This window comes from Bradyrhizobium sp. URHA0013, from assembly GCF_000518345.1.
GTDB lineage: Bacteria > Pseudomonadota > Alphaproteobacteria > Rhizobiales > Xanthobacteraceae > Bradyrhizobium.
The window spans coordinates 1-24,079 of the sequence record NZ_JADK01000014.1 but is presented as its reverse complement, the minus strand read 5'-3'; the positions used below and the strand labels follow the sequence as shown (position 1 = coordinate 24,079).

Below are 24,079 nucleotides of genomic sequence, written 5' to 3'. Positions count from 1 at the left end.
GGCGCAAAGCCTGGACGGAAATGCCGTCGGAGCAATTCATGATCACTCCACTTTACTTGATGGAATAAAGTAATAAAGAGTAAACTAGTCGACCAACGACAGGGGTTCAAATTACAATTTGATCATTCATAAGCCCCGCAAATATGAACGGGGACCCTTGAAACGAAATCACATTGACAATCAGTAGATGGACAATCAGGCTGCTATTTAATTTAAATAAACCATGAAATTTCGAGGAGCGTCGCATGAAAAAGGTTCCATTGGCAAGGGGAAACCTGCGCGGCCATCAAGACGGAACTGACGACGATTATATCGGTGACGATAATTCTTATAATGTTTTCGTGGGCGACGCCGAAAAGGCAATACTAAATCACGCGGTCGGTGGAGACGATGCTTTCACCGGTGGGGCCAGATCCACGAACATCTTTTTTGGCGACGGGGTTACAGCGATCAGAGACTTCGGAGTCGGCGGGGCAGACACCTTTACTGCCGACAGAAGCTCCGAAAACACTTTCTTTGGTGACGTAGGCGGCAACGCCTCGGGGCATGCCAAGGGCGGAAACGACTCGTTCTCGGTGGCCGCCGGCAGCGACACGGGTATCCACTCGAGCAACTACTTTTATGGTGACGCCGGTGGAAACATGTCCGGCTTTTCGGCCGGTGGCGACGATACGTTTTATGGAAAGACAATTGCTCGCACCGTGTTCGTCGGCGACGCGGGCGGCGACTTGCTCGGGCATGCGTCCGGAGGCACCGACACATTCACCACGGTGATTGGCTTCAACAGCAAGTACACGGTCTATGGTGACGCAGCGGGTTCCGTTTTAGGTTACGCGTCTGGCGGAAATGACAAGATCAACTCGTCGGGCGGCGACGGCGCGCTAACGATCTACGGGGATGCAGGCCAAAATCTGGCAGGACATGCCCACGGCGGCGATGACCTCTTAACCGGCGTCGGAGCGACGTTCTATGGTGACGCCGGCGGAAACATTTCCGGCCATGCCAACGGCGGGAACGACGTAGCCATCATAAGTTCGACCCTGACTCCCCCAGGACGCGTCTTCTACGGCGACGCGGGCGCCGATATTACGGATCACGGGCAGGGGGGAGACGATTCCTTCACGGTCACCGTTGGAGGATTTGGCGGAGCGGCCACATTCTACGGGGATGCTGGCGGCAATTTGCTCCTTAATGCGACCGGTGGCGACGACTCGTTTACGGGAAGCGGCACTGGGATAAGATCCACGTCATTCCTCTTCTATGGAGACGCCGCAGGAGATGCATCCGGAAACGCTCATGGTGGCAACGACGTCATGTTCGTATCCAAGGCATCATCGACGTTCTACGGTGACGTAGGCGCCAGCATGGGTGGCCACTCGGTTGGGGGCGACGACTCCTTTTCAGGAATCGGTTCGACCAGCCTGACAACAACGCATCTGTTCTATGGCGATGCTGGCGGTCAGATGTTCGGTAGCGCACGGGGTGGCAACGATTCGTTCGTAGGCGTCTTGAACTCGACAACCACGTTCGTTGGCGACGCCGCGGAAATGATTGGCAACTCTCGCGGAGGCAACGATCATTTCACCGGCGGAGAGGCTTCCTTCAATTTCGCCTACGGCGACGCCGAGAAAATATATGGTCATGCTGTTGGTGGGAACGACGTATTGAGCGGCGGGAACGATGCCAATGGTTTAGCGATCGGCAGTTACAACGACGTGTTGGTTGGCGACGCACAGTTGATGGCCGACCACACCCGGGGTGGAGCTGACACCATCATCTCCGGGACCGGAAATGATGACATGTGGGGCGATGCCCAATTGATGCTGGGCAATGCTCGGGGCGGAAATGATGCGTTCGTCTTCGCTGCCTGGAACGGCCACGACAAGATCGAGGATTTCGGACAAGGCGGCGGATCCGCCCTGGGAAGAGATCATATCGACGTTGCCGGCTTGGGTATAACCAATATGAGCCAGCTGAACATTGCAGCGTTCGATATGACCACGAACGAAAGCACGATAACGTTCAGCGCTGGGAACGAAGTGGTCGTGCATAGCGCGCATGTGCTAACGGCCCACGATTTCATCTTCGCCGTCTAAGCGACGCTACTGGAATCAGTCCTGACTTGGAGCCCTAATCTCGCCGGGCAACGCGGAGCAATTCTCCTGTGACCAGCAAGAGAATGCTCAGCCTGCTCCAGCCATTTGCTCGGACGGCTTGCGGCCAACTTCGGACTGAAGCTCGCAAAGCGGCAGCGCAATTCAAGGTGAGGTGCTGCTGACGCGGTCGTAGGCGCTCGGTTCGCGCGGGAGTAGCATCTAACGACACTCCTCCCGCACTGGCGCGATATCAGATTGTTGCCCCCGCTTGAGCATGCTGCTGGGCCACCACTGGCTTCGCCAGGTTCGATGGCTCCGTGCCTCTCCACGCGGACTGACCGAACGACGACTCGTCGACCCCGCTTATTGGCGAGGATGGGAAAGCCGAAGCGATATGTTGCGTGAATAGCGCAAGGCGATGATCCAACGTAAGCGCCGAATTGTCCCAGGAGCTGCTCGTGGATGCGTCCACCTTTTGGCTTGGTTGGACCGACGCTGTTGGATCACCGACCGGGACGGCGAACTTCATGGCTGCAACGGTGTCAGACCCGTCCGTAGACGCGGCGCTGCTATCGGTGACGGAGGAGCTTGCACTGGCCTTCGAGACATTGCTCGCGTTTGATGCCGCAATGACACCATCGCCATTCATAACCAGGCGGAAAACGCTCTCGAACGGCTTGAGCACCGGATCTGTTCCCGGCACGATAGGCGAGAGGTTTTTGGTCCAGTTGCCCCCCTTGTCGACGCTGACGATCATATATTGGCTCTTGCTGTTGTCTTTGAGCTCGACGTCATAGCCCGTTTCAGTCTGCACGGCGGCTATTGGTCGATACCACGTGAAGTCACGGCTCGATGTGAGCGTGGTCCCCTCATATTTGAGCGACGGCCCTGTACCATTGGCATTCAGCAGGTAGAAGGAATCCCCAGCCTTCGTGAGATGGATCGCCGTATCGACCTGCAACGCTCCTGAGGGATTGATGATCGCGTTAGCCAGGCTGGCGGCGTTGCCAGCGGCGTCCTTGACGGTCGCGGAATTCAGGTTGACCGCTGTTACCGCGAGGTCGGAGGTGTTCTCACCAAGTCCCACCGAGTAGCTGAACTTCAAGGCATTGGTACCCGAACCACCAGCATAGGTTGCTGTACCACCATCGTTTAGTTTTAGGGTGGGTGTGCCCCCGACGACGGTCACGGGCTCGCTGAAACTCATTGTCAGCGAGGCGGTTTGACCAAACACGAGCTTGCCGCTTCCACCAGTGAGGCCGTTTCCGGAGAATATCATCGACGACACGGCTGGCGCCGCAGTATCGATCTGCAACGTGCCCGACGGATTCGTGACCGCGCCGGCCAGATTGGCGCTGCTACCATTGCTGTTCTTGACCGTCGCCGCGTTCAGGTTGACCGCTGTCACCGCAAGGTCGGAGGTGTTCTGGCCGGCTCCCACGGTATAGCTGAAGGTCAACGTATTGGTGCCCGAACCGGAGGTGTAAGTCGCCTTGCCGCCGTCGTTCAGCGTTAGCGTGGGCGTGCCGCCAGCCACTGTCACCGCCTCGCTCAGCTTCACCGCCAGCGTGACCACATCGCCGGTATTCAGCTTGCCGTTGCCCGACGTGATGCCAGTGCCCGAGGCGGCAACCGACGCCACCGTCGGTGTCGTCGTCGGTGCGGATGGCGTCGTGGCGTTTACTTGAAGCGTCCCGGACGGATTGACGACCGCACCAACCAGGTTAGCCGCGTTACCCGCGCCATCCTTTACCGTCGCCGCGTTGAGGTTGACCGCCGTAACCGCGAGGTCAGAGGCCTTCTGGCCAGCGACTACGGTGTGGCTGAAGGTCAGCGTATTGGTGCCCGAGCCTCCGGTATAGGTCGCCGTACCGCCATCGCTCAGCGTCAGCGTGGGCGTGCCGCCGGCGACCGTCACGGCCTCACTCAGTTTCACCGCCAGCGTGACCACATTGCCCGTGCTCAGCTTGCCGCTGCCCGCCGTGATGCCACTGCCCGAGGCGGCAACCGATGCCACCGTCGGTGCCGTGGTGTCGATCTGAAGTGTCCCGGACGGATTTGTCACCGCCCCCGTCAAGTTGGCCGCGACACCTGTCCCGCCCTTCATTGTCGCCGCGTTCAGGTTGACCGCCGTCACTGTAAGATCGGAGGTGTTCTGGCCGGCTCCCACGGTATAGCTGAAGGTCAGCGTATTGGTGCCCGAACCGGAGGTGTAAGTCGCCTTGCCGCCGTCGTTCAGCGTCAGCGTCGGCGTGCCGCCAGCCACTGTCACCGCCTCACTCAGCTTCACCGCCAGCGTGACCACACTTCCGGCCGCGAGATTGCCATTTCCAGAAACGATCTTGGAACTGGACGCCGACACGGAAGATACCGTTGGCGTGCTAGCCGGCGCCTGGAGCGTAACGTCAAAGGCGGACGAAGCGCCGCTGCTATTGCCCGCCGCGTCCCTGGCTGTCGCGGTGAAGTGATGGGCCCCCGTCGACAGCGCGGCAGTCGTGAAATTCCAGGCCCCGCTTCCGTTTGCCGTCGCTGAACCGAGGAGAGTTGCTCCATCGAATACCTTGACGTTGCTGGTCGCTTCGGCAGCACCGCTAAGCGTCAGAACCGTGTTGCGGCTTGCGTTGGGAGAAGACGAACTGATCACCGGCGCTGTGGGGGCAACGGTGTCAACAGTTACAGCAAGGGCCTTGGAAAGCGCGCTGGTACCACCCGCGGAAGTTGCCGAAGCGGAGAAACTATGCTTGCCGTTCGAGAGCGCGGTGGTGGTGAAATTCCACGTGCCATTCGTACCGACCGTAGCGGACCCGAGCAAAGTCGTTCCATCGTAGACTTTGACAGTGTTGCCCGCGGATGCCGTGCCGGTCAGCGTCAGAGTATTGTCGTTTGTAATCCCGTCGCCGACCACGTTGCTGTCGGTTGAGAACGAGCCGATCGTCGGAATGACAGGCGCTTGTCCGAGAGCAGTCGTCCCTCCGAACGGCGGCGTCGGAAATGCCGGATCAGTCGACGTGATGATATTGCTGTAGTCGGCCGCCATTGTGTAGTTCGCGGCGGATGGCTCCCCACGATAGATGCCAAGCTTTAGATTGTAGTTGGCTCCGGGGTCTCCCAGCACGCCGTGATAGTCGACAATTTGTACACCGTCACGCCACATCTCGAGATAGCCAGACGAATCCGCGGCGAAGCGCGCCTGAATCTGAATGCTGTACGCGTGGCCTCGCTGAATCGCACTGGGATCAATGTAGACCTGCTTTTCTGTGGGCTCGTTGAGATTGACCACAACCGCCATCTGCTCTCCCTTGAGCTGAATGGAAAACGTGGCTCCATTCAGGCCGTACATTTGGGTAAGCGAGAGCCAAGACAGACCGGAATTGACGTTTGACGTGCCGGGCTCGATCGTCATCGAATAGGAAGCGTTGAAAATATCGCCGTTAGCAACCGAATTTGCGGCGAGGATTTCAGAGCGAGAGCTGTCCCCATCTGCCCAGATGTCTCCGGCGCGCAATTCCATCCGGACCGTGTGAGTGTCTGGCGTGGTCACGCTCCACGATTGTCCAGCATTTTCGCTGTACCAACCTTGCGCGTCGATGATGCTTGGGTTGCTCCAATTGTCCGTGCCCGGCACAAATTTAGTTACGCTTGGCACCACTTTAATCGACAAAGCTGACGACGCAGCGCTGGTGCTCGATCCGTCACTTGCCGTAGCGGTCAGGCTGTGTGTACTGTCAGCGAGCTTCGGGGTCGTGAACGACCATGAGCCGGAACTGTTTGTCGTAGCCGTCCCCAGCCGGGTCGTGCCGTCAAAAACCGATACGGTGGTATTTGCATCGGCCTTGCCCCACACCGTTACGACATTCGCATCCGTAACGCCGTCATCAAGTGTGCCGCTGTCCGCAGAGAAATTCACGATGGTTGGCACTTGAACAGCCATTGACAGCTCTCTTTCTGAGATCAACCCCAAGGAACGCCACGCCAAGCGGCTTGACGTGAGCGAGCGAAGCCCGAATCGTCCAGTTGGTACGTACGCCCCACACGGCCTTTAGGCATCGCAGGCGACGAGGATTTGAACCGATAGCGGTACTCGTGTGATAACTTTGCGACCGAGATGTGCCATGGGAACAATGAACGCCCCACAATCATTCCACCGCTGGGAAAAGCCGTTGCTGCGTTGGCAGATTGCGATTTCGCGCGCATTTAATGGGCAGTCGGTAGCACCGGTCTCAACGGTAGAGGTGCAATTGCGACCTCGGCGCCCTCACCTGCCGACGTCACGGCGGCAGCACGCTCGTTAATCAGTCAATCGACGGAAGCGCCCCAACCAGTTTGACGACGTCACGTATTATGTGCGCTTGACACTTAGTGAGACGAGCCCGGTCTTATTTCGAGAATCGATCAAGCGCGGCGTCAAATAGATCTGGGTCCCTTACAGCGGAGCAGTCTTAGTCGCTACGATCCGCAATCGGCAGGTTGACTTCCGTTGGCTCTTGTGCATCACGAACGGCGTCTTGAGAAGAACGGGCACGGTGCAAAGCGAGTCGCCGTTCGAGCTCGGCGACCAATTTTCGCAAGCGCCTTAATTCCTGAAATCGACGGTGTAGATCCCCAGACATGAATTCTCATCAACTCGAAACGTTTTCCGCATCCCGAAATCAGACAGATCGACTTTGAAAATTGAATCAATCAGATTAAATGCAACCTAAGCTGCGGGAGCCCTCACGCAAGCAAGATTTAGCGATCGATCTTCGGGATTGGCTAAAGACCGGGTGAAATTGGCATGTGGTTGAGATGGAAACTATCCAGCGCCGGGAGGCGATGATTTTGCGGCCGAGGCAGGGGGCATGACCTCACGATAACAGCGCTCCGTCGTCGCCCCATCGTTTCCTTGATGCGCTAGGCTCGACAGGTGGACCAGACGCACTGCCCCCCAAAAGAGGGCGGACGTCCAGCCAGCCGTTGCGATCAGGCACAGAATTACCGTGCGAACTTTATAGCGACCGCATATTTTCGAGCGCCTTTCGCCCTGTCCGACTTGAGACATGCTACTGACATCGTTCCTCCCGGTCATCCATTCCGTCGTTTTCGCAGACGGCACCCGCCTGACGACATCACAACTTAGATTAGCCGATAATCTATTTGGTCACTCAATTAATACAATTAACTCCCCAGTAAATCCAATTGATCTGCATATTAAAATGCCCGACAATCAACCAGTCAAGGTAAAAACCGAGCCGAATAACGCTCGGTCGACCGAGCGCCGGCGGTGTGCGGGGCAGACGCGGGCGCGGTAACCAGCACGATCATCGCAGCTGGTAAACCCAGTCGGCGTGATTTAATAAAAGTCCAGCCCGCTCGCCGCGCGATGTATTAAAATTCGTTATTTCATCGATTGAACCTGTATGCCTTTAGATCGCACTGACAAGCCGCACGGATTGACTGCCGCAGACATCCTGAAGGTCCACAACGGCAACGGCCCAGGCTTCGACGCCCTCCGCCTCCTGCTCGCGGTTTGGGTCTTCACGCTCCACGCCATGTTCATTTGTGACGGCGCAGAGGCCGCCGAAGCATTCGCGGCCGATCCCATTCACAAGTTGCTCGTCAAGCCCGTGCTTCCGATGTTCTTCATAGTCAGCGGCTATCTCGTGGCTGGAAGCGCCATCCGCACGAGAGCCGTTTCGACCTTCCTCTTGTTTCGCATATTGAGGATTGCACCTGCGCTGATTGTCGAGGTTACGCTCTGTGCACTGGTTCTTGGCCCGTGGCTCAGCGAGAAAAATTTGTCCGAATACTTCTCCGACCCTCTGTTTCTCAGGTACTTCCAGAATATTCTGGGCAATGCGCAATTTTTCCTGCCCGGACTATTTTTGCACAATCCGGTGCCTGACGCCGTGAATCTGAATCTATGGACGCTGAAGCCGGAGTTCTTCTGTTACCTCTTCATGGCACTCATGATGGCATCGACTGCAGCATTCAGCAGGAAGTACTGCACGCTGATTGCCCAGCTATCACTGGGCCTGACAGGCATTTATGTATTGAGAGGCGGACAACTCTATAATTTCTTGGCCGTCGCCGACTGGAAGATATTGATTGTTTCGTTTGTCGTTGGTTGTTGCGCCTTCCACTGGAACGATCGTCTGGTTATGTCGCCAGGCAACGCCGTCGCAGCTTTCGTTGTCGCGATTGGGGCCCTGTCGTACGAGCCGCTCGTCATATTTAGCCTGCTCGCGCTGACGTACCTCGTCATCTACCTCGGTACGCGCAAGATTTACCTCGCGCGCATTCTGCAAAGCGGAGATTATTCTTACGGAGTCTACTTGTTTGGATTCCCGATACAACAGACGTTGGTCTACTTCCTGCCGGCCGAATATCAGCATGGATGGGTGATTTTGCTATTCGGCCTTCCGCTTACTGTTGTGTTTGCCATGTTGTCGTGGAAACTGGTCGAGAAACCCGTATTGCGGCTAAAGAATTTGATTAGACGGGACGCCACATCGGTTCCGCCCCTTCGAAAGATATTGAAACTCGAGTGATCGGCCCACTTACTTTCCCTCCACCCATCGCCGCGCAGACCCCATCGTCTCGTGCGATTTCGCTTAGGAAATGCGACAGAAAACCGATGTTAGATACTTGCTTGCTTGTCTCGGCACTTGGTGAACTTGGCGGCAACCTCGGTCAGAGGGCGCGCTGAGATGGATTTGGCTTTAGGCGCCGCATTGGGAATCGTATTTGTTGGGTTGCCCGCCGGATTTCTGATGGGCTACTCGTGGCGAGACCGCATTTCTCGCGCACGTCGCATCCGATACTTGTTGGAGCACGAAAGGCGCAACAAACTGGACAAGGTGTCCTCGACACTAGCTCCGCAAGACGATCTATTCTGAACCACATCTCGGTTGAATCGTCGAACCGAGCTATCGGTTTTGAGGACACGCTTCCGCCCCCCTAACAAGGGCTGGAGTTCAAGTCTCTCTAACCGGTGCACCTGCCATTCTCCAAAGTCACCGCGCTCCCTCCGCTCGCCACTGGGCACGGATCTCATTCGCCGCAACCTCATCAAGACAACACGAACACTGCACTGCCCCACGTCGAACTACCGCGGTCGCTCCAGCCGGGATGCCCGACCTCGCAAAGAAGCCCGCGAAGATGAACCGAGGAAGCGCGTTGGATCGAACGTCTCCTCTAACTCAGCAACAGGTTCGTTTACTCAATCAAGGCACGCCCCTGAAAGCCCGCCCGCACGCCGGGAGACGAACGGCGACGCCGACGTTCCTTTTTGCACTTTGCGCTCTTGCTGTCTGTTTTGGGCTTCGGCTGCCGCCACATCGACCAATTTTCGCAAACGCTGAACTTCGACCATGACGCCGTTCAATCGCTGACTTTCCTCAGAAATACGCCTAAGACGCTGTCTGAAAATATCCATTGGCCCCTCCGGCCACAAAATAACCGCCAACAGGCAGACATTAGCCCCAATTGAGGTTCGACGAAATAGGTATTCCGTTATAATGTTGATGAATATTCCATTTGAGAGATAGCCTTGCCGCAATGCGAGCGCTTGCGAGTGAGGCGCATAGGCCTTGAATTTTGATCCCCACGGCCGCGTTCAAACTCGACGCCAAGCGTACCAATAGACTTTCAACAGCGCGGAAAATTAGTACGCTTCAGAACGAGGGATTTGCGATGAGAGTTACATTCCCAGAAGTCTTTTTCTGTTACCTCGTCGGATGGGGGCTCGTGCTTTTCTTCCGTTGACGAAGGATTTGGCCGGCTGCCTGTGCCCACTCATGCAATTCAATGAATGCGGCGCTGAATTTCAAGAAATTCCCGCTTAATAGCCGGCTTGAAGCAACGAGCTAGGTCCAATCCGTCAATGTCGTTGTTCGCGGGCGGGATCCGTAAGGTCTCACGACGACAGTGTTCCGTACCGACGAAAGTTGGGCGTGATACTCTTCTGCGGCAACTTCCATGCGCAGTTGCAGGAGTTCTTCCATGGCTGCCGCAATGTCTTGGTCCGAAAGACGCCTGGGATTTGAACCGAGATGGAACCTCATAGGATGCACCTCACTGAGAAAGCCAGATTATGCCCCATGGGCGCCCGTTGCGCTTGTCTTTTATTTCGGCAGATTCAATGTTTATCTTTGAGCGTGTCTTTCAGAACCCTTGGCGACCGCCTTTCCACTCGACGACTTCGACGAAGCCGCCACGAATGCAGTCGTCTTGCTCTTCACTTGTCGAATTTCACACTCTTGCGGCTGCAACATCGCTGAGCTTTAGGCGCCCCATCCTCAGCCGGCCCTTCAATTACCAAGAAAGCATTGGCATGATCGACCGACCGTCCTCGTCAAGGAGGTGCCGGCTATATCGGTTCGCACACCTGCCGCGCATTGATTGCCGCCGGCCTTCAGCCCGTCGTCTATGACAATCTTTCGACAGGTCATCGCAGCTTCGTCGCCGCGCCCCTGGTGGTTGGAGATCTCCTCGACGGCGCCGCGCTGCCGCGAGCCTTTGCCGACCACAAAGTTACGGCGGTGATGCATTTCGCAGCGGCGAGCCTGGTCGGCGAGTCCATGACCGATCCGCAAAAATACTACATCAACAATGTTCAGGGCACTCTGTCGCTGTTGCAGGCGATGCGCGTGTCAAACGCCATCCGGAACTGCCCCCTTTGCGTCATGAAGAACCGCCCCCGCCCTCGGCTTCATGATGTCGTTTGATGGTCGTTTCCGCCGGTGACGGGACGGAGGGAGGCGGAGCCGACCGGAGGGCCGTCACCGGCGGGCGGCGCCTTGATGAGGCCGCTCTTCCGTTTGGCGCGGAGCCGGTAGCTGTCGCCGCGGATCGTCATCACGTGGCTGTGGTGCAGGAGCCGGTCGAGGATCGCGGTGGCGACCACGGCATCGGCGAACACGGTGCCCCATTCGGCAACGCTGCGGTTCGACGTGATCAGCATGGCACCGGTTTCGTAACGGCGGCTGACCAGCTGGAAGAACAGATGCGCGGCGTCCGGCTCCAGCGGCAGATAGCCGAGCTCGTCGACGATGAGCAGCTTCGGCTTCGCCAGCGCGAGCAGCTTCTCGTCCAGGCGCCGCTCGCCATGCGCCTTGGCCTGGCCCGCGACGAGCGTCGTCGCCGTGGTGAACTGCACGGTGTAACCGGACAGGATCGCTTCTCGCCCGAGTGCGATCGACAAGTGCGTCTTACCGACGCCCGGCGGGCCGAGCAGCAGCACATTCTCGCCGTTGGCGATCCAACGTGACGCGGCCAAGTCGCGGATCTGCTTGGGATCGATCGAGGGCTGCGCCTCGAAGTCGAAGCCTGCGAGCTCCTTCACGGCCGGGAAGTGTGCAAGCTTCAGCGCCATATCGATGCGGCGATGATCCTTGCGCGCGATCTCACGTTCGCACAGCAGGATCAGCGTCTCACGCGCCGACAGGTTCGCGCGCGCCGCCTCGTCGAGCAAACTATCAAGCTGATCGCGGATGCCGGAGAGCTGCAATCGCGCCAGCATGGCATCAAGGGGCTCAATCGGTGCTTCGGTTGCCTTCTTTGCGCGCGTCATCAGAAGCTTCCTCCGATCACGGCTTCATATTCGGCAAGCGGACGCAACAACGAATGCGGTGGAGGCGATTCCGGCACCGCCGCTGCAATCTCCAGCCGGCGGACCGCGCCATTGCGCCCGGCAACACCATCGAGATGGAGCGGATCGACGATCCGCAGTCGACGCCCCTTCGATTGCTCGTGAACCGCAACCTGGTGCACGCCATGGCGGATCCGCACCTCGCCAGCCGCGACGGTCACCGCGACGCGCTCACCAATAAGGCGCCACGGTACCGAGTAACTATTGGTGTCGATCTCGATGGCACAATCATTGCCGACGATCCGGGTTAGCTCACGCAATGATCCGAACGAGGGCCGCCCGCCGAGCGGTTTTAACCGGTGGGCCTCGTCTCGTGCGAAGCGGATGATCGGCGCTTCGCCGGTCGTGCCGTGGATGCGGACGTTCGCAACCTCTCGCTCCCACCTGGCGAGATGGGCCTCAAACGCTTCCCAACTTGCAAAGGAATGACCTGCGATCGCGTTCTTCTTCACGTAGCCGACGCCATTCTCCGTCTTGCCCTTTGTGCGTGCCCGATATGGTGCGCAGGCGCGAGGACGGAAGGCCCCAGTGCTTCGAGAAGGCAATCAGCCTGTCGTTGAACTGAACCGACCGGCTCACCGCGTCGTGGCGCACCACAAGTGCGCGTGGGTTATCCATCAGCACTTCCTCGGGTACACCGCTGAAGGTGGTGAATGTGCTCTCGAGCCCGGCAAACCAGTGCTCTTGCTTCTCGGCCCGGAACGCTCGCACATGGAGCCGTCGCGAATGTCCGAGCGTCGCCACGAACACGAATGCCTTGACCTTGGTTCCGCCGATCTCGCCCAGACCTCCCCGAAGTCGATTTGCAGCTGGCGACCCGGAGGTGTCTCGAACCGCGTCGTCGCAAGCGCCTCCGCCTTCAGCGCCTGCCGATAAGGCTGCACCGCGCGCTGCAGCGTTCGCCGGCTGACTGTCACGCCTTTCTCAGTCAACAGATCCTGGCGCACCACGTCCGCATTGCCACGATGGCGAATGAACCTCTCGCGCAGCCAGCCCTCAAGGCCATGGAGCCGTTGCGGCCTCTCGGGCGACTTAAACGGCTTCATCCCGCCCGCCGCCACATAACCCTTCACCGTGTGATGGCTGCAGCCCAGCTCGCGCGCAATCCGCTTCAGCCCCCATCCGCACGCGCTCAGGCGCAACATCTCCGCCACGTCGTCCGGCGTCTTCATTACCTGCCCCCGTGGATCACTCCACGACGAGCCTCTAGTGATTCGTTCCTCGTTCATTTGCTCTCTCCTTGGCTATCCAAGGAGGGGGCAATTCCTCATGGCGCCGAGGGGGCAGTTTTCCATGGCGCGCGACATGCGCGACGCAGGCTGCAATCGCATCGTGTTCTCCTCGACTGGCGCCGTCTACGGCAACGCCGATTCCAAAGAGCTGCCGGAAGATTTCCCCTGCGCCCCGATCAATCCGTACGGCGCCTCGAAGTAGATGATCAAACGCATGCTCGCTGACTATCGCTCGGCGTACGGCTTCGGCGCGTTCTGCCTACGCTATTCATCGCCAGCGGCGCCGATCCCGCCGGCGGCATCGGCGAGCTACGCGACAACGACCCATCTCATTCCGCGCGCCATGATGGCGCTGCAGATATCGACTTCGCCGTCTACGGCGATGACTACGACACACCCGATGGCACCGCGATCCGCGACTACATCCATATCACCGATCTCGCCGCGGCGCATGGCGCGGCGTCGAATCTTCTTGAAACTGGACATGCCGCCGGCAGCCTCAATCTTGGCACCGGCTCCGGCTTCTCGGTGCGCGACATTCTGAACGCGATCAGGCAGGAGACCGGGCGCGAGGTGCCGCACACCGTCAAGCCGCATCGCGCTCGCGATCCCATCTCGTCGCCGATGTATCCGCTGCACGAAAGGTGCTGAACTTCGTGCCGCGCCACTCCGACCTCGCTACGGTGATCTGCACCGCCTGGACTTGGCACCAGAAAGCACACCCGCTCAGGTAATTCGCGCGCCCGCATTGCACGGTATCGGCCGCAAACCTTAATCCGCGCTGATCCTGTTTTGCGTCAACGCCGCCCAACGTCCCTGAATATTGTGTCGCAGCAGAACCTGAGCTTGCTAAAGCCGCCTGCAAGTGCGCTGCACAAATCGCTCTACTAGGGAACTTTATCGAATCATTGGCATTGTGTTGCAATTGTTGGGCCCCACGCATTCAGCAGGCGGTCCCGCCAGGTGGTTTATGCACACAACAATACAAGTCAACATCGCATTATGGGGAATGATCATCTGCGCAGGGGTCAAGCTGGTGCAGATTTTGTTGGGACGCCCGCAGCTCTTCAGCCTAGGTTTGTGAGCCAGCCTAGTAACTTCCAGAATGCCCATGCGAGCGCGCTTGTCCATCCGAGCATTGCCACGACGCATGCAAAAGCCCAAATTATGCAAGCAGGCCAGAGGCGACTTCTACCCGGCCCTGGTCCAACGTTCGCTGTATCAGCGTGACTCACGTTGCCCTCGCGCTTTCGTGTCCTCTCATTAGTCTCGACCGGGTCGGGAAGGTTCATCGATGATCACCTCAAATGCTTTCTCGCTAACCGGCTGAGACTGGGTGAGCTAAAAAGATCGGGAGGCGGGCATTTGCCGGAGAGTTGAGCCGCCTGCTGGGCAATCTTGACCTTCTCCCCTTTCGAAATAATTCCATCGATTTTGGCGAGTTGCTGCTCGACGACAGCGTAATCGGGCTCCTCTGTGGCGCAAGCTGTAGCTTAATTTTCCATTCGGCTGTCATACGTCCAAGCAGTCGTCCTCGCGCGAGACAGCGAACGCGGAGTGAACTTGTGTTGCAGGTTACCAACGCGAGTAGACGGCCGGCACAACAAGACGGCTAACCGTCTTTTCTAGGTGCCCTTCGAACCAAATCCCTTTTCTGCGCTAGCTCTTCGACAAGGAGACTATCGCCTGGCGCATTTCCGGACTTTTGATCTCCTTGAATGCACTGATCAGGTGAAGCATCTCACGATCATTCTCAAAAGAGGCCATTGCTATGGCACAAAATATGAATGCGGGACCGACACGGCCCGCGAAATACGTGTCAGGGATAAACCGGGCAAAAAGATCCAAATAAATATGCAGCCAGCCCCGGTGAAGAGACTTGCCTTGGGTCATGTTGATAAGCAAATCGATTCAAATTGAAGCAGATAGAAGTACTAAGGTACAATAGTTCCAACCGGCTGCAGAGATCGCCGACGGAGGCACCGTCAGCATCGCGCTCGAACCGCATCAATTCCGTCCTTGTGAGCGCTCAGCCTGCGACGTACGTACTACTCTGTCGCTGCGCCTCACTTGAGCGTTCGATAATAAAAGAGACGCTGCAACTTGCCTGCGAGCTACTCGAGGCACTCATTGACTTTGCCTCTGGACGACAAGGATGCGTCTCGACGCTAGGCGAGGCACCAAGCGGATGGAAGGCATCTCAGCAGCTCGTGCAATCCAAGATCGCGACGAGCTCCGATTTCGACGGCCCATCACAATCAGCGAAGCTCATCCGTGAAACAGAGCAGACGTGTTTAGGGGTGGCGTGCTATGCACGCTATCAGCCTCGATCATTGGATACCCTTCGTGGTTGAGGTTAGGGCCGGAGAGAGGGTGCAAACTTTTCTTCGGCCTGTTTCTATGCTAGCATGGTTCTATGGCAAAGAAAACTGTGCTAGCAAAGAAAAAACGAGGTCCTCCCGCAACGGGCAAAGGCACGCAAGTTGTTGTCCGCATGCAGCCGTCGCCGTTAGCGGCCCTAGATCATTGGGTAACTCAGCAGTCTGATCAGCCGACGCGGGCCGAAGCCATCCGCCGCCTGGTCGAGATCGGACTGAAGGCTTCGTCAAAAAAAGCCCAAGATCGACCAACGCGTTCTAGACCGGGCTGCCGATAGTATCGATCGAGGCACTGCTGAATTGGTCAAGATCGGAATGAAAACGCGACGTTGATCTCGAGCGTGGATTGAGATTGGATCAGTGCTTTAAGGACACCATGTCCAATGAGCGTTTACGATCCGCTGCGCCGCTGGCTCCAGAGTCTGCAACAGACTACTATCCAACTCACCTTTTCCGAGATCGAGGAAATTCTTGGAAGACCGCTACCTCGGTCGGCCTACAAGTTCAACGCCTGGTGGGGAAACGAAAGCTCGCTTAAGGCTGGGCACGGCCACGCAAAAGCGTGGACAAGCGCTGGATTTAAAACTGTTGGCGTTTCGCTAAGTCGGAAGACCGTCGAATTCCATCGCATCTAATTGCGCTGCGGAAGGGCGCGCCTGAGTCGGGGCTCGGCAATGGCAATCAACCGGATTAAGTGTGGATGACGGCATTGCCTTTGCGCGTCCGCTCCGATTGAGTCACGCCCCGAGAGCGGCTAAGAATGAGGGCGTTATGACTGAACGTGATCTGCTGGCCGAGATTGAAGAACAGGTTGTCAAAATCTCAGCCGAGAACCTGGCGATGCAGTTTGTCTTGACCTGCCTGCTTCAGAGACTCGGCGCGCTAAATGTGGGCTTTCGAGTCCCCATCTTGCAGGCGTTCGATGATGCCGCGAACCATGCTGAGCAATTCAGCATTGGCGCTGGAACCAAGGCCGGTCACCTCCCGGAGACTCTCCGCATCATCGAGCAAATGAGGTTGATGCTGGTAGGTGTAGACAAGCCGCGCCGCGAGGTTTAACGCCACAGGAGTCATGACAGTTCTTTCGGTTCGCAGAGGCTTGAGACTATTTGGACTAAAAACGGGTGCAGCAGCCCACTATCGATCAGGGCTCCCGCATCAGCGTCGCCCTCATCTGCGGCTCGTTTCAGGAGCCCGTCTATCTGCTCATCAGGTCGCCGCCCGTGCCTATTCACAACGGCGCAGACCCAGTTAGCAATGTCCCCCAGATCGTCCAGCGCGCCTGCAAGCTCGTCTCTGATCCAGCCTGCCGCATCAGTGGCGGGTGCAGCCGAGAACTATCCCGCGCGGATCGATGATGTACTCGCCCTCAAGGCCGGTCAGCAGGCATGGCGCACAGATGATGTTCGAAGCGGGCACGCACGCTTGCAGAATGATACCATCCGACCGGGGTTGCCTTTTGCCCGGTCCATCAAGCGTCAGGTCAATGCGGTCAATATTCTGATCTCCAAACATCGCGAACTTCAAAGCGATGTGGGGGGAAGCGTCCAGGACACTCCTGGCCGGTCGTCGCTACGCTGGCCGCGAAAAAGGTCCACGTCCCCGCCGAGATAGGGCGGCATCACCTTGCGCAAGAAGGCAAGCAGGCAAGGTCTCATCGGTGATGTAGCGCGCAAACGACCGCTGCGTCCAAACATTCACGAACCGGTATTGTGCTCGGGGATGTACGGCCTCCAGAGCAACGATTGCCTGCGCCGCATCTGCCCATAGGCCTTGCTTGGCAAGCAGTTCAAAACCCTTGAGGGATATTGCCCCCACGCCACGCCGCATGCAGCACGCTCGCCGGTCTCGCAGGCCTCCACCAAGCGATCGATCATCAGACATATCCCATGGCGGGGTAAGCGATTGGCCGATTCAAATTGACGTTCGAGACCACGGGCGCTCCTCCAGGCTCGCTGAAGCACAGCGCCACCGCGTCGCCTTCATCGGGGCTGGGCATGCCGCGCTTCTTCATGTCGTCCTTGCTCTCCAGCAGAAGCCGACCGTCGCTCATGTAGCGGTACCCTGGGCCGCAGATGTCGGTTTGCAAGCTGTCACTGTCAGGCAGGGAGAAGTGAGAGCCCTCCAAGGCTGTCTTCAGGTGCGACCACATCTCAGCTCGGCGATTGGCAGGGCCGCCAGAAGGCTTGCCGCTGTCATCCAACGGCGGGGGATCGATCGGCTTTGAGCCGAAGTTGACGGCATTAAGCTGGCCACTACCGAATGAGCCGCCGTAGCCCTGTTCAACCAAACGGTCATAGATGCCGGCGCCAAGGCCGCCCACGTCGATATTCACCTTGGCTGGCTTGTCGTCCCGCATGATTTGAGCCACCCAGCCCGCAACCTGCATGGTGTCCAGGTCGTTCCGCTTTTCGATCCTCTCGATGCTGCTGCCACGACGCCAGGCAATGGCCGTGCTGTCAGCACCGAACCGGGCGGGATCGACGCCAACAATCAGCGGACCAGTGCCCTTGTGCTCCTTCTTGCGAGCACGCAACTCGAACGCAACCAGGACGATTTTGGTCGACGTCCCTTTGAGCTCGTTCTGCAACACCGAAAAATCCGTGGTGCCATCAGCGGCCGGTACCACGATTTCGCCATCGACGATCGCCGCGCTGGGCTCGATGTGCCAAGCATCTGCGGCGACCTTCTTGAAGCGGTTGGCCAGTCATGACCGCGGCGGGTGAACACGGTGACCGTCTCATTGGCGAGATGCACCTGGACGCGGTAGCCGTCGAACTTGATCTCATGGACCCAGCGTTCGCCGGACGGCACGCGGTCGATCGACGTCGCCAAGGCTGGCTCGATGAATCCGGGAAGCGGCGCCTTTACGCCGATTGCCTCCGGTTTCTTTCGCTGAAACGCCACTGCTAGACCAGGCGCAGGCTGAACTGCCGCGGGTCCTGGCCGGCGTAGGCGAGCGGCAAAGTCTGTAGCCGGTCCTCGCCCGTGTCTTGCGGGCAGCAGAGCCTAAACGCTTTGGTAAAACTGAACCCCGACTGAGTGTGCTTGTGGGGGAGCGCTAACTCGGGGAGCGAGCTTGATTAACTGTGTTTCTTGCACTGACCGATGCTTCGGAACGAAGCCGTTTCATTGCCGATTACCGCACCCTGGATGAGCTTCACCAGTTCTCGACGGCAATGCTCGCTGAGGTGTTCGCAGTGGTAATGCTGGTCGTCGGCCAGCTGTACATCGAGCGAGCCTCCTCGCGCGAGCTCCAAGGTGAAGGCGTTCTCTACGAGGGGGCAGCCGCGCTCATCGGAGCGCGCTTTGGAGAGTTAACTGCCGATCGTTCGGAGATGCTGCAAGCGCGTCAGCGACGACCCGCTTCATGACGGACTTTGCTGCGTCCCTCAACTGCTCGCACTTCACAATCTGCTCGCGCAGTGTCGCAAGATGTTCGAGCATGTCTTTCATGAAGCGCTTCCTCGGCTGGAAAGCGCTACCGGCAAACTCGAACACCCGCAATTGTGTCTTAGTGCTCGGTCCGCCCGGGCTTTTGAGGCGACTGCGCCTGCTGCTTCTCGACGAACGTCAAGACAAGGCGTCGCGCGTCCTTGTCTGCGATCTTCTGGAAGGCGGTGATCAGGCGCAGCATCTGCAGATCTTCAACTCCTTGGGACATGGCAAAGACCTCATCGGAAAAACGGAACACTGAAATACGCGAAATTGTGCAGCCACTAATCCCGGAAAGGAACAATGGAACTTAGTTGAAAGTTAACCTCCGCTGGCTCACCGCCCGAGCTGGCGGAGCGGCCCCGGCCACCCTCAAGAGCCCCCCTGAAGCCGGGGCCGTGTCTCCGCCCGGCCGATAGTATGAGTAAGCGTATGCGTTCCTCGCCCTCGATCGTACCGGCCGATCGCCTCGATCGCGACATCGACCCTGTCCTTGAAGACTTTGGCGCCCGTGCCGGCTGCGCCTGACGCGAGACTGATGAAGCGGACACCGATCTCGAGACCGTGCTGCACGGCCCTCCTCTCCGGCCAGTATGCCTATCCGGTCCGGATCGTGTGCTTCAACGCGATGGAGGGAGGGTCCGGGACGTGACATCCGACGTCGCCGATGCGCTGGCCCAGCGCGCGGTCGACAACGACAACGAAGTCTCCCCGGCCCTCGCGGGCTTCATCAGCGTCAACGCGACCAGGCGGTTCGACATACAGCTCACGCTGCCGCTGAAGGGCGCCGCAGCATGATGTTTCGCGAGGGCAAGCCGGCAGGCCCTACGCCGCAAAGCGAGTGTGAGCACTTCATCCGCTGCCCGGTTTGCGGCAAGATGCTGGACATGCGCGAACTCGGCGACGTGCTCGACCATCTGCATGGGCAGGAGATCGAGGAAGAGCCCACGGCGCACTGATGGAAGGAAATGGACGTGGCATGCGCCCGCTGGGTTTGCGAAAATCATCCTGATCGCCCGTGGGACGGGCCGAAGGCCTGCGGCTGTGGCGGCGCCGGCGAGCCCTGCCCGGACTGCACCGATGCCGCTCCGGACGAGATGCCGGTGCTGCCGAAGGGTTTCGACCCCAGCCTCACCAGCATCGACGCGATGCGTCCGCTGGTCAGGAACGCGGCCGGGAAGCCGCGCCGGAAGCCGCGTTGACCGGATACCGGGGTTACTGGCCCACACCCCCACACGCCTATCGAACTTGAGTATCCGGGAATTTCTGCTCGTTAATGTGCACACAGTTCCAGCTAAATCATTGTTCCGTCGAAAGAAGCGACTCGATTCGCAGGGTTTTCGTTGCTATTTTTTCCCGACCGGGGCTGGTCCATTTTCTTACCTTCATTTTTAACCCGGCCACTTTTGAAGAATGCGAGAGCCGCAGCGATGTACCCGCCGCGGCTCTTGTCTTGAGTGGTTAAAAGACCCTCTCCCGCGACCTCACGCCGATAGAATTTTCCCTTTGTGAGACCTATCTGACGATTATGCGTACAACGTTCGAATTTTGCCTGCCGACCGCCGCAAAGGCGGTGCCGAACGGCCCCGGCTGGATCCATGAAATCAAATATGACGGTTATCGCCTGCGCGTCGAGCGCCAGGGTAAGGCCGTGCGACTGATCACGCGCAACGGCCATGACTGGACGAAGCGCTTCCCCTGGATCGTCGAAGCGGCGCTGAAGAATCGCGAGCATCAATTCGTGGTCGACGGCGAGGCCGTGGTGCTCGGCGTGGACGGCGTGTCCGACTTCAACGCGCTGCATTCACGCAAGCACGACCACGAAGTGCAGCTCTACGCCTTCGACGCCCTCGCGCTCGGCAGCGGGGATCTGCGTTCACTGCCGCTGTCGATACGCAAGACGAATCTGGCTCGGCTGCTGCGCGGCCGGCCCGACGGCATGTTCGTCGCGCCGTTCGAGCCAGGCGAGATCGGCACCGAGCTGTTCGGCGCCGCCGCCCGCATGGGCCTAGAGAGCCTGGTGTCCAAGCGCCGAGATCGCCGCTACAGCGGCGGCCGGTCGAAAGACTGGATCAATGTGAAGAACCGGACCCATCCGGGCGATGACGCGGGTAATGGAGTCATTTGGCTGAGAGAGCTTTCGCCAGGAAAAAGTTGGTGGCCGACTCAATCGATTTTGAACACGACGCCGATGCGAGTATCGCCAGACCAGACTAGACGACAAACTCTAATGATGCGGTCTCTTTCCAACATCAACTTGAATGTGGCCGGCATGTACAGCTTCGTCGGTAACTCGATCCCCGCGCCGTTCTCTGAGATGTTGAACACGCGGCAACGTCGGCTGCCTCCATCTCCGAAAATGTAGGCTGCTAAGTCCACATCCGAACGATCAAGCTTGCGGCGGTCGGACATCGATCATCCCTGAGTTAACGAGGATGAGTCGTCTACTTTCCTAGCCGATGTTATTTCAAGTAATCTGAACTGCCTTGCGATCCGCGTTGCCAAATGGGATCGCTCCCTGGCTAGCTCACTTCGATACTCGGACAGGTCATGTCCGTCCTGCTCAAGAACCTCGATCAGAAGTGTCTGATCGTGCACATAAGTCGACTTGTCAGCGATCTCTCGCGTCAAAACAGTGAGCTCATCATCATTGTCTGGGGTCACGGCAATCTCATTTGTACAATGGGGCGGCGCTGAAAGGCCTTTATCTTACATCCATAGTACTTAAAGAGAGTTACGCGAGTCCCGTGGACCGCCCTACCTTGGGACGCCGGCGCGGCAACGAACAAGCTCGGTCCGCAAAGCAAGTCCGGACACGTTCGCTCCTCAACACCTCGAACGCGTCATTTACCATCTTGATGTAGCATGATGGTCCGCAGCGCTTTTGCTGGCTTGAAATCAATGTCCAACAATCGACAAGAAGTCCGTCCGTGGTCACATGAAGAAGAGGCACAACTGCTTGCGCTGCTCGATCAAGGGAAGACTGCAACCGAGATCGGCGAGCGGCTTGGTCGGTCGCGTCAGGCCGTCTATGGTCGACTGCAACGTTTCCGCAAGCAGCGAGGCCGAGTAAACCGCACCAGCGGACGCGCGTTCGCGCAATGAATCGGATGACGTACGAACCATCCCTGCGGCAAGCTGCCGCTGTTCGGGCCTAGCCGCCTCGCATGTTCGTGGCGCCGTTCGCGAAGGGAAAGGAGTCGGCCCATGCCTGTTTCTCCCGCCGCGTGGGGCCTCGAGGGCCTGGTGTCGAAACGCCGCGATCGCCGCTACGGCGGCTCCCGGTCGAAAGACTGGATCAAGGTCAAGAACCGGACGCATCCGGCGATGACGCGGGTGATGGATGCGTACAAATGAATGGCCTTCTGGAGGCGACTTCCGCTGCTAACCTTGCTTGGTTAGGTTAATCCAACGGCTAGCTTGCCTCCGCCGATACGTTCTCGCACAATAAAGATATACAGGGCCGGCAGCCTAAATTCATTTCAAGGATTTTTACCGGTCGGTCCGCCAAGCGTCATTTGTACTGCAGCCTATTTTAAACCGTTACGAGGACATCATGAGCGACTCGGATCAGACACGCAGTGATTGCCAGTTGGATTCCATTGAGGTGATCGAGGAACGCCTCGCGATGATTGTTGATATGCAACGCCGTCTTGAAAAATGGATTGCTCGGACCAGACCAGCCCGCAAGCCCGTCTGGCTCCACTGATATATCAGCGCCGGTTTAGCTCAGTGGCAGAGCGCCGTCCCTGTATGGCGGAGGTCGGAGGTTCGATTCCTCTCAACTGGCACCACTTACTTTTGACGCCGGCGCGCGTCGATTGGTTTCGCCCTTTCTCGATGCGGTTTGACTCCATGAGCTACGAGCAGTTGAGCGACGCCAGCCTTCTGTATCACTACGAGAACATCAGACAGCAGGCCGCGGCCGACATAAGCAACGGTCGATACCATTTTTTGGGTGAAGCGGCCAAACAGCGAGCCGAGGAAATTCGCAGGGAGATTGATCGCCGGGATCTCTTTGCGCTGCCAATCAATTGGCCGTCTCAGTCGGAGTAGTCAATTCCGCCATTGCCAAGCCTCAATCCACATCAAGTTCCCGGCTCCGCTTCTTTTTTTTGACCTGGAGCAACCAAACAAGCCACCCGGCGTCTCTTGGAGAGAGGCGATTCGATGTGGCTACCTTTTTTCTCAAAGCCGGCGCGGCTGTCGGAAGAAGAGATTAGCAAGGCTATGGATGAACTTCGGAACTTGCGGCTTGAAGTCGCGGTGACGGAACTCGAGTCTGCAATTCGGCATGCTAACGTGCGAGTGCTACACCCGAGAGGAGTCAACGGGTCCCGCCCTTACCCCTCGTTGACCGGCCGATCGCAACGGTAGGTGAGTGGCTTCGCAACGGACCAGTAATGTGAAGTTTGAGTTCCCAACGATCACAACGGCGAATGCATTAAAGCCTGGCGAGAGCGCGCGAACAGGGGACGACGGGTTGCGTCACGCCGATGCGGCGAACATTCAGCGGAGGCACACAAAAGGTCGCCGCTGGCATGTCCAGATCATTTGGGCCGTCGCAGTTGTCGTAGCAATGCTAGGATGGATCAGCGCGATCGGCTGGGCATTCTGGAAGTTGGTGCAATGGCTTTTTGGATAAAAACGGCCGCAAGTTTAGAACCAAATCTGCGGGCGGTGTGGTCTCGCAAGCGGGGTTGTGTGGAGCTAGCAGAGGGGGACGTGATTGCGTTACATCTCGTAGTCGCGCGACTGAAAGAGGCCGGGGTTGGGGTACGGTTTTACGGACGACTTCGACGTTGGGACGGCACGTCGCCGGTGTGGACGTTGCTGGCGCGGGAGAGGCACTGAGCCCGCCGACTTTTCAGAGCTCGGCTCCGCTCTACCGAGTGCTGCCCCCGCGACACTTTCGTCCTGCTCGTTGTCACTTCTCGTAGCTATGTCCGCGGGAAGGCAGATAGGAGATAGCAAAAAGCCATGCTTTGCCAGGTTGTTGAATAGCGCCTGTCAATCGGCGTTCAAATTTGACCCTGTATCGGCGTCCAATTTTGACCCCTTCGAGCGGCGGGTTTTGGCGGTAGCGCTCGCACCGTCGGAGCTGGTCGGGGTTGCGGAGACGGTGCGAGCGCGGGTTGCGTGATCGTCGTCGCGGCTTTTGAAGCGCCAGCTGTCGTTGCCGGTCTCGACGATGTCGCAATGGTCGGTCAGGCGATCGAGAAGCGCGGTGGTCATTTTGGCGTCGCCGAACACGCTGGGCCATTCACCGAACGCGAGATTGGTGGTGACGACGATGGACGTGCGCTCGTA

At 58.2% G+C, this 24,079-nt stretch carries 16 protein-coding genes, 1 tRNA gene and 6 pseudogenes; 16 read left to right on the top strand and 7 right to left on the bottom strand.

From position 1 onward, the window contains the following. The first annotated feature begins 245 nt into the window (after window positions 1–245). The gene (locus N551_RS0118865; protein WP_051462833.1) at window positions 246–2,096 is read left to right on the top strand and encodes a calcium-binding protein; all 1,851 of its coding nucleotides are present in this window, start codon (window positions 246–248) and stop codon (window positions 2,094–2,096) included. A 250-nt stretch (window positions 2,097–2,346) separates the two neighbouring features. Here N551_RS0118865 and N551_RS0118860 read toward each other — a convergent pair whose 3' ends face one another. Beyond that, window positions 2,347–6,027, bottom strand: coding sequence for an Ig-like domain-containing protein (locus tag N551_RS0118860; RefSeq protein WP_081747891.1), 3,681 nt, complete (start codon window positions 6,025–6,027; stop codon window positions 2,347–2,349). A gap of 1,465 nt (window positions 6,028–7,492) precedes the next feature. On the opposite strand from N551_RS0118860, the gene N551_RS35865 reads away from it, so the two are divergent. Then, window positions 7,493–8,623, top strand: coding sequence for an acyltransferase (locus N551_RS35865; protein WP_051462831.1), 1,131 nt, complete (start codon window positions 7,493–7,495; stop codon window positions 8,621–8,623). Window positions 8,624–9,294: 671 nt separating this feature from the next. On the opposite strand, the gene N551_RS38165 is transcribed toward N551_RS35865, so the two are convergent. Further along, window positions 9,295–9,510, bottom strand: a complete 216-nt coding sequence (locus N551_RS38165; protein WP_155809802.1) for a hypothetical protein — start codon at window positions 9,508–9,510, stop codon at window positions 9,295–9,297. Between the two features lie 899 nt (window positions 9,511–10,409). Between N551_RS38165 and N551_RS0118845 the strand changes: the two are divergent. Then, a pseudogene (locus N551_RS0118845) lies at window positions 10,410–10,723 on the top strand (NAD-dependent epimerase/dehydratase family protein); the annotation flags it as partial. Between the two features lie 62 nt (window positions 10,724–10,785). Here the strand turns inward: N551_RS0118845 and istB are convergent. Both istB and istA read right to left on the bottom strand, forming a co-directional pair. Continuing rightward, window positions 10,786–11,646 carry an IS21-like element helper ATPase IstB gene (gene istB, locus N551_RS0118840; RefSeq protein WP_027568218.1) on the bottom strand — a complete coding sequence of 287 codons (861 nt, stop codon included), beginning with the start codon at window positions 11,644–11,646 and terminating at the stop codon, window positions 10,786–10,788. Continuing rightward, a pseudogene (istA, locus tag N551_RS39715) lies at window positions 11,646–12,953 on the bottom strand (IS21 family transposase). The gene istB and the pseudogene istA overlap by 1 nt, the downstream one beginning before the upstream one ends. Before the next feature lie 76 nt (window positions 12,954–13,029). Between istA and N551_RS35855 the strand changes: the two are divergent. Then, window positions 13,030–13,690, top strand: a pseudogene (locus tag N551_RS35855) (NAD-dependent epimerase/dehydratase family protein); the annotation flags it as partial. Between the two features lie 2,415 nt (window positions 13,691–16,105). Next, window positions 16,106–16,393, top strand: a complete 288-nt coding sequence (locus N551_RS35845) for a hypothetical protein (RefSeq protein WP_027568216.1) — start codon at window positions 16,106–16,108, stop codon at window positions 16,391–16,393. Window positions 16,394–17,867: 1,474 nt separating this feature from the next. Here N551_RS35845 and N551_RS37180 read toward each other — a convergent pair. Further along, a pseudogene (locus N551_RS37180) lies at window positions 17,868–18,241 on the bottom strand (DNA ligase); the annotation flags it as partial. Window positions 18,242–18,423: 182 nt separating this feature from the next. Here N551_RS37180 and N551_RS38160 point away from each other — a divergent pair. The 6 genes and pseudogenes from N551_RS38160 to N551_RS35830 form a co-directional block, all read left to right on the top strand. Then, a complete protein-coding gene (locus N551_RS38160) occupies window positions 18,424–18,708 on the top strand; it encodes a hypothetical protein (protein ID WP_155809801.1) in 285 nt (94 codons plus the stop codon). An 80-nt stretch (window positions 18,709–18,788) separates the two neighbouring features. Continuing rightward, window positions 18,789–19,031 carry a hypothetical protein gene (locus tag N551_RS38155; protein WP_155809800.1) on the top strand — a complete coding sequence of 81 codons (243 nt, stop codon included), beginning with the start codon at window positions 18,789–18,791 and terminating at the stop codon, window positions 19,029–19,031. Window positions 19,032–19,201: 170 nt separating this feature from the next. Continuing rightward, a pseudogene (locus N551_RS35835) lies at window positions 19,202–19,567 on the top strand (hypothetical protein). After that, window positions 19,564–19,728: a hypothetical protein gene (locus tag N551_RS38895; RefSeq protein ID WP_197031161.1), complete on the top strand. Its 165-nt coding sequence runs from the start codon at window positions 19,564–19,566 to the stop codon at window positions 19,726–19,728. Before N551_RS35835 ends, N551_RS38895 begins: the two are co-directional and overlap by 4 nt. A gap of 15 nt (window positions 19,729–19,743) precedes the next feature. Then, window positions 19,744–19,971 (top strand): hypothetical protein, encoded by a 228-nt coding sequence (locus tag N551_RS0118765; protein ID WP_155809799.1) that lies wholly within the window; start codon window positions 19,744–19,746, stop codon window positions 19,969–19,971. Window positions 19,972–20,297: 326 nt separating this feature from the next. After that, a pseudogene (locus N551_RS35830) lies at window positions 20,298–20,792 on the top strand (DNA ligase); the annotation flags it as partial. Window positions 20,793–20,935: 143 nt separating this feature from the next. On the opposite strand, the gene N551_RS36660 reads toward N551_RS35830, so the two are convergent. After that, complete coding sequence (locus N551_RS36660) at window positions 20,936–21,181, bottom strand: PilZ domain-containing protein (protein ID WP_051462829.1); 246 nt, start codon at window positions 21,179–21,181, stop codon at window positions 20,936–20,938. 453 nt (window positions 21,182–21,634) lie between these two features. Between N551_RS36660 and N551_RS37175 the strand changes: the two genes are divergently transcribed. The 5 genes from N551_RS37175 to N551_RS37170 all read left to right on the top strand — a co-directional run bounded on the left by N551_RS37175 (window position 21,635) and on the right by N551_RS37170 (window position 22,825). Continuing rightward, window positions 21,635–21,874, top strand: coding sequence for a helix-turn-helix domain-containing protein (locus tag N551_RS37175; RefSeq protein ID WP_081747888.1), 240 nt, complete (start codon window positions 21,635–21,637; stop codon window positions 21,872–21,874). Between the two features lie 102 nt (window positions 21,875–21,976). Further along, window positions 21,977–22,126 carry a hypothetical protein gene (locus tag N551_RS38150; RefSeq protein ID WP_245287813.1) on the top strand — a complete coding sequence of 50 codons (150 nt, stop codon included), beginning with the start codon at window positions 21,977–21,979 and terminating at the stop codon, window positions 22,124–22,126. A gap of 199 nt (window positions 22,127–22,325) precedes the next feature. Next, a complete protein-coding gene (locus N551_RS38145) occupies window positions 22,326–22,478 on the top strand; it encodes a hypothetical protein (RefSeq protein WP_155809798.1) in 153 nt (50 codons plus the stop codon). A gap of 9 nt (window positions 22,479–22,487) precedes the next feature. Then, window positions 22,488–22,563, top strand: a tRNA-Thr gene (locus N551_RS0118735). A 61-nt stretch (window positions 22,564–22,624) separates the two neighbouring features. Continuing rightward, window positions 22,625–22,825, top strand: a complete 201-nt coding sequence (locus N551_RS37170) for a hypothetical protein (RefSeq protein ID WP_027568210.1) — start codon at window positions 22,625–22,627, stop codon at window positions 22,823–22,825. A 954-nt stretch (window positions 22,826–23,779) separates the two neighbouring features. Here the strand turns inward: N551_RS37170 and N551_RS0118725 are convergent. Beyond that, window positions 23,780–24,079 (bottom strand): ATP-binding protein (locus tag N551_RS0118725; protein ID WP_027568209.1); only part of this gene is annotated, 300 nt, incomplete at its 5' end.

What these genes read in the sequence shown, in the direction of transcription:
- N551_RS35845 (WP_027568216.1), top strand. Translation starts at nt 16,106, where the DNA reads ATGACTGAACGTGATCTGCTGGCCGAGATTGAAGAACAGGTTGTCAAA.
- N551_RS38150 (WP_245287813.1), top strand. Translation starts at nt 21,977, where the DNA reads ATGCCTGTTTCTCCCGCCGCGTGGGGCCTCGAGGGCCTGGTGTCGAAA.
- N551_RS35865 (WP_051462831.1), top strand. Translation starts at nt 7,493, where the DNA reads ATGCCTTTAGATCGCACTGACAAGCCGCACGGATTGACTGCCGCAGAC.
- N551_RS37170 (WP_027568210.1), top strand. Translation starts at nt 22,625, where the DNA reads ATGAGCTACGAGCAGTTGAGCGACGCCAGCCTTCTGTATCACTACGAG.
- N551_RS0118860 (WP_081747891.1), bottom strand. Translation starts at nt 6,027, where the DNA reads ATGGCTGTTCAAGTGCCAACCATCGTGAATTTCTCTGCGGACAGCGGC.
- N551_RS36660 (WP_051462829.1), bottom strand. Translation starts at nt 21,181, where the DNA reads ATGTCCGACCGCCGCAAGCTTGATCGTTCGGATGTGGACTTAGCAGCC.
- N551_RS0118865 (WP_051462833.1), top strand. Translation starts at nt 246, where the DNA reads ATGAAAAAGGTTCCATTGGCAAGGGGAAACCTGCGCGGCCATCAAGAC.
- N551_RS37175 (WP_081747888.1), top strand. Translation starts at nt 21,635, where the DNA reads ATGATGGTCCGCAGCGCTTTTGCTGGCTTGAAATCAATGTCCAACAAT.
- N551_RS38155 (WP_155809800.1), top strand. Translation starts at nt 18,789, where the DNA reads ATGAAGCGCTTCCTCGGCTGGAAAGCGCTACCGGCAAACTCGAACACC.
- N551_RS38145 (WP_155809798.1), top strand. Translation starts at nt 22,326, where the DNA reads ATGAGCGACTCGGATCAGACACGCAGTGATTGCCAGTTGGATTCCATT.
- N551_RS38895 (WP_197031161.1), top strand. Translation starts at nt 19,564, where the DNA reads ATGATGTTTCGCGAGGGCAAGCCGGCAGGCCCTACGCCGCAAAGCGAG.
- N551_RS38165 (WP_155809802.1), bottom strand. Translation starts at nt 9,510, where the DNA reads ATGGATATTTTCAGACAGCGTCTTAGGCGTATTTCTGAGGAAAGTCAG.
- istB (WP_027568218.1), bottom strand. Translation starts at nt 11,646, where the DNA reads ATGACGCGCGCAAAGAAGGCAACCGAAGCACCGATTGAGCCCCTTGAT.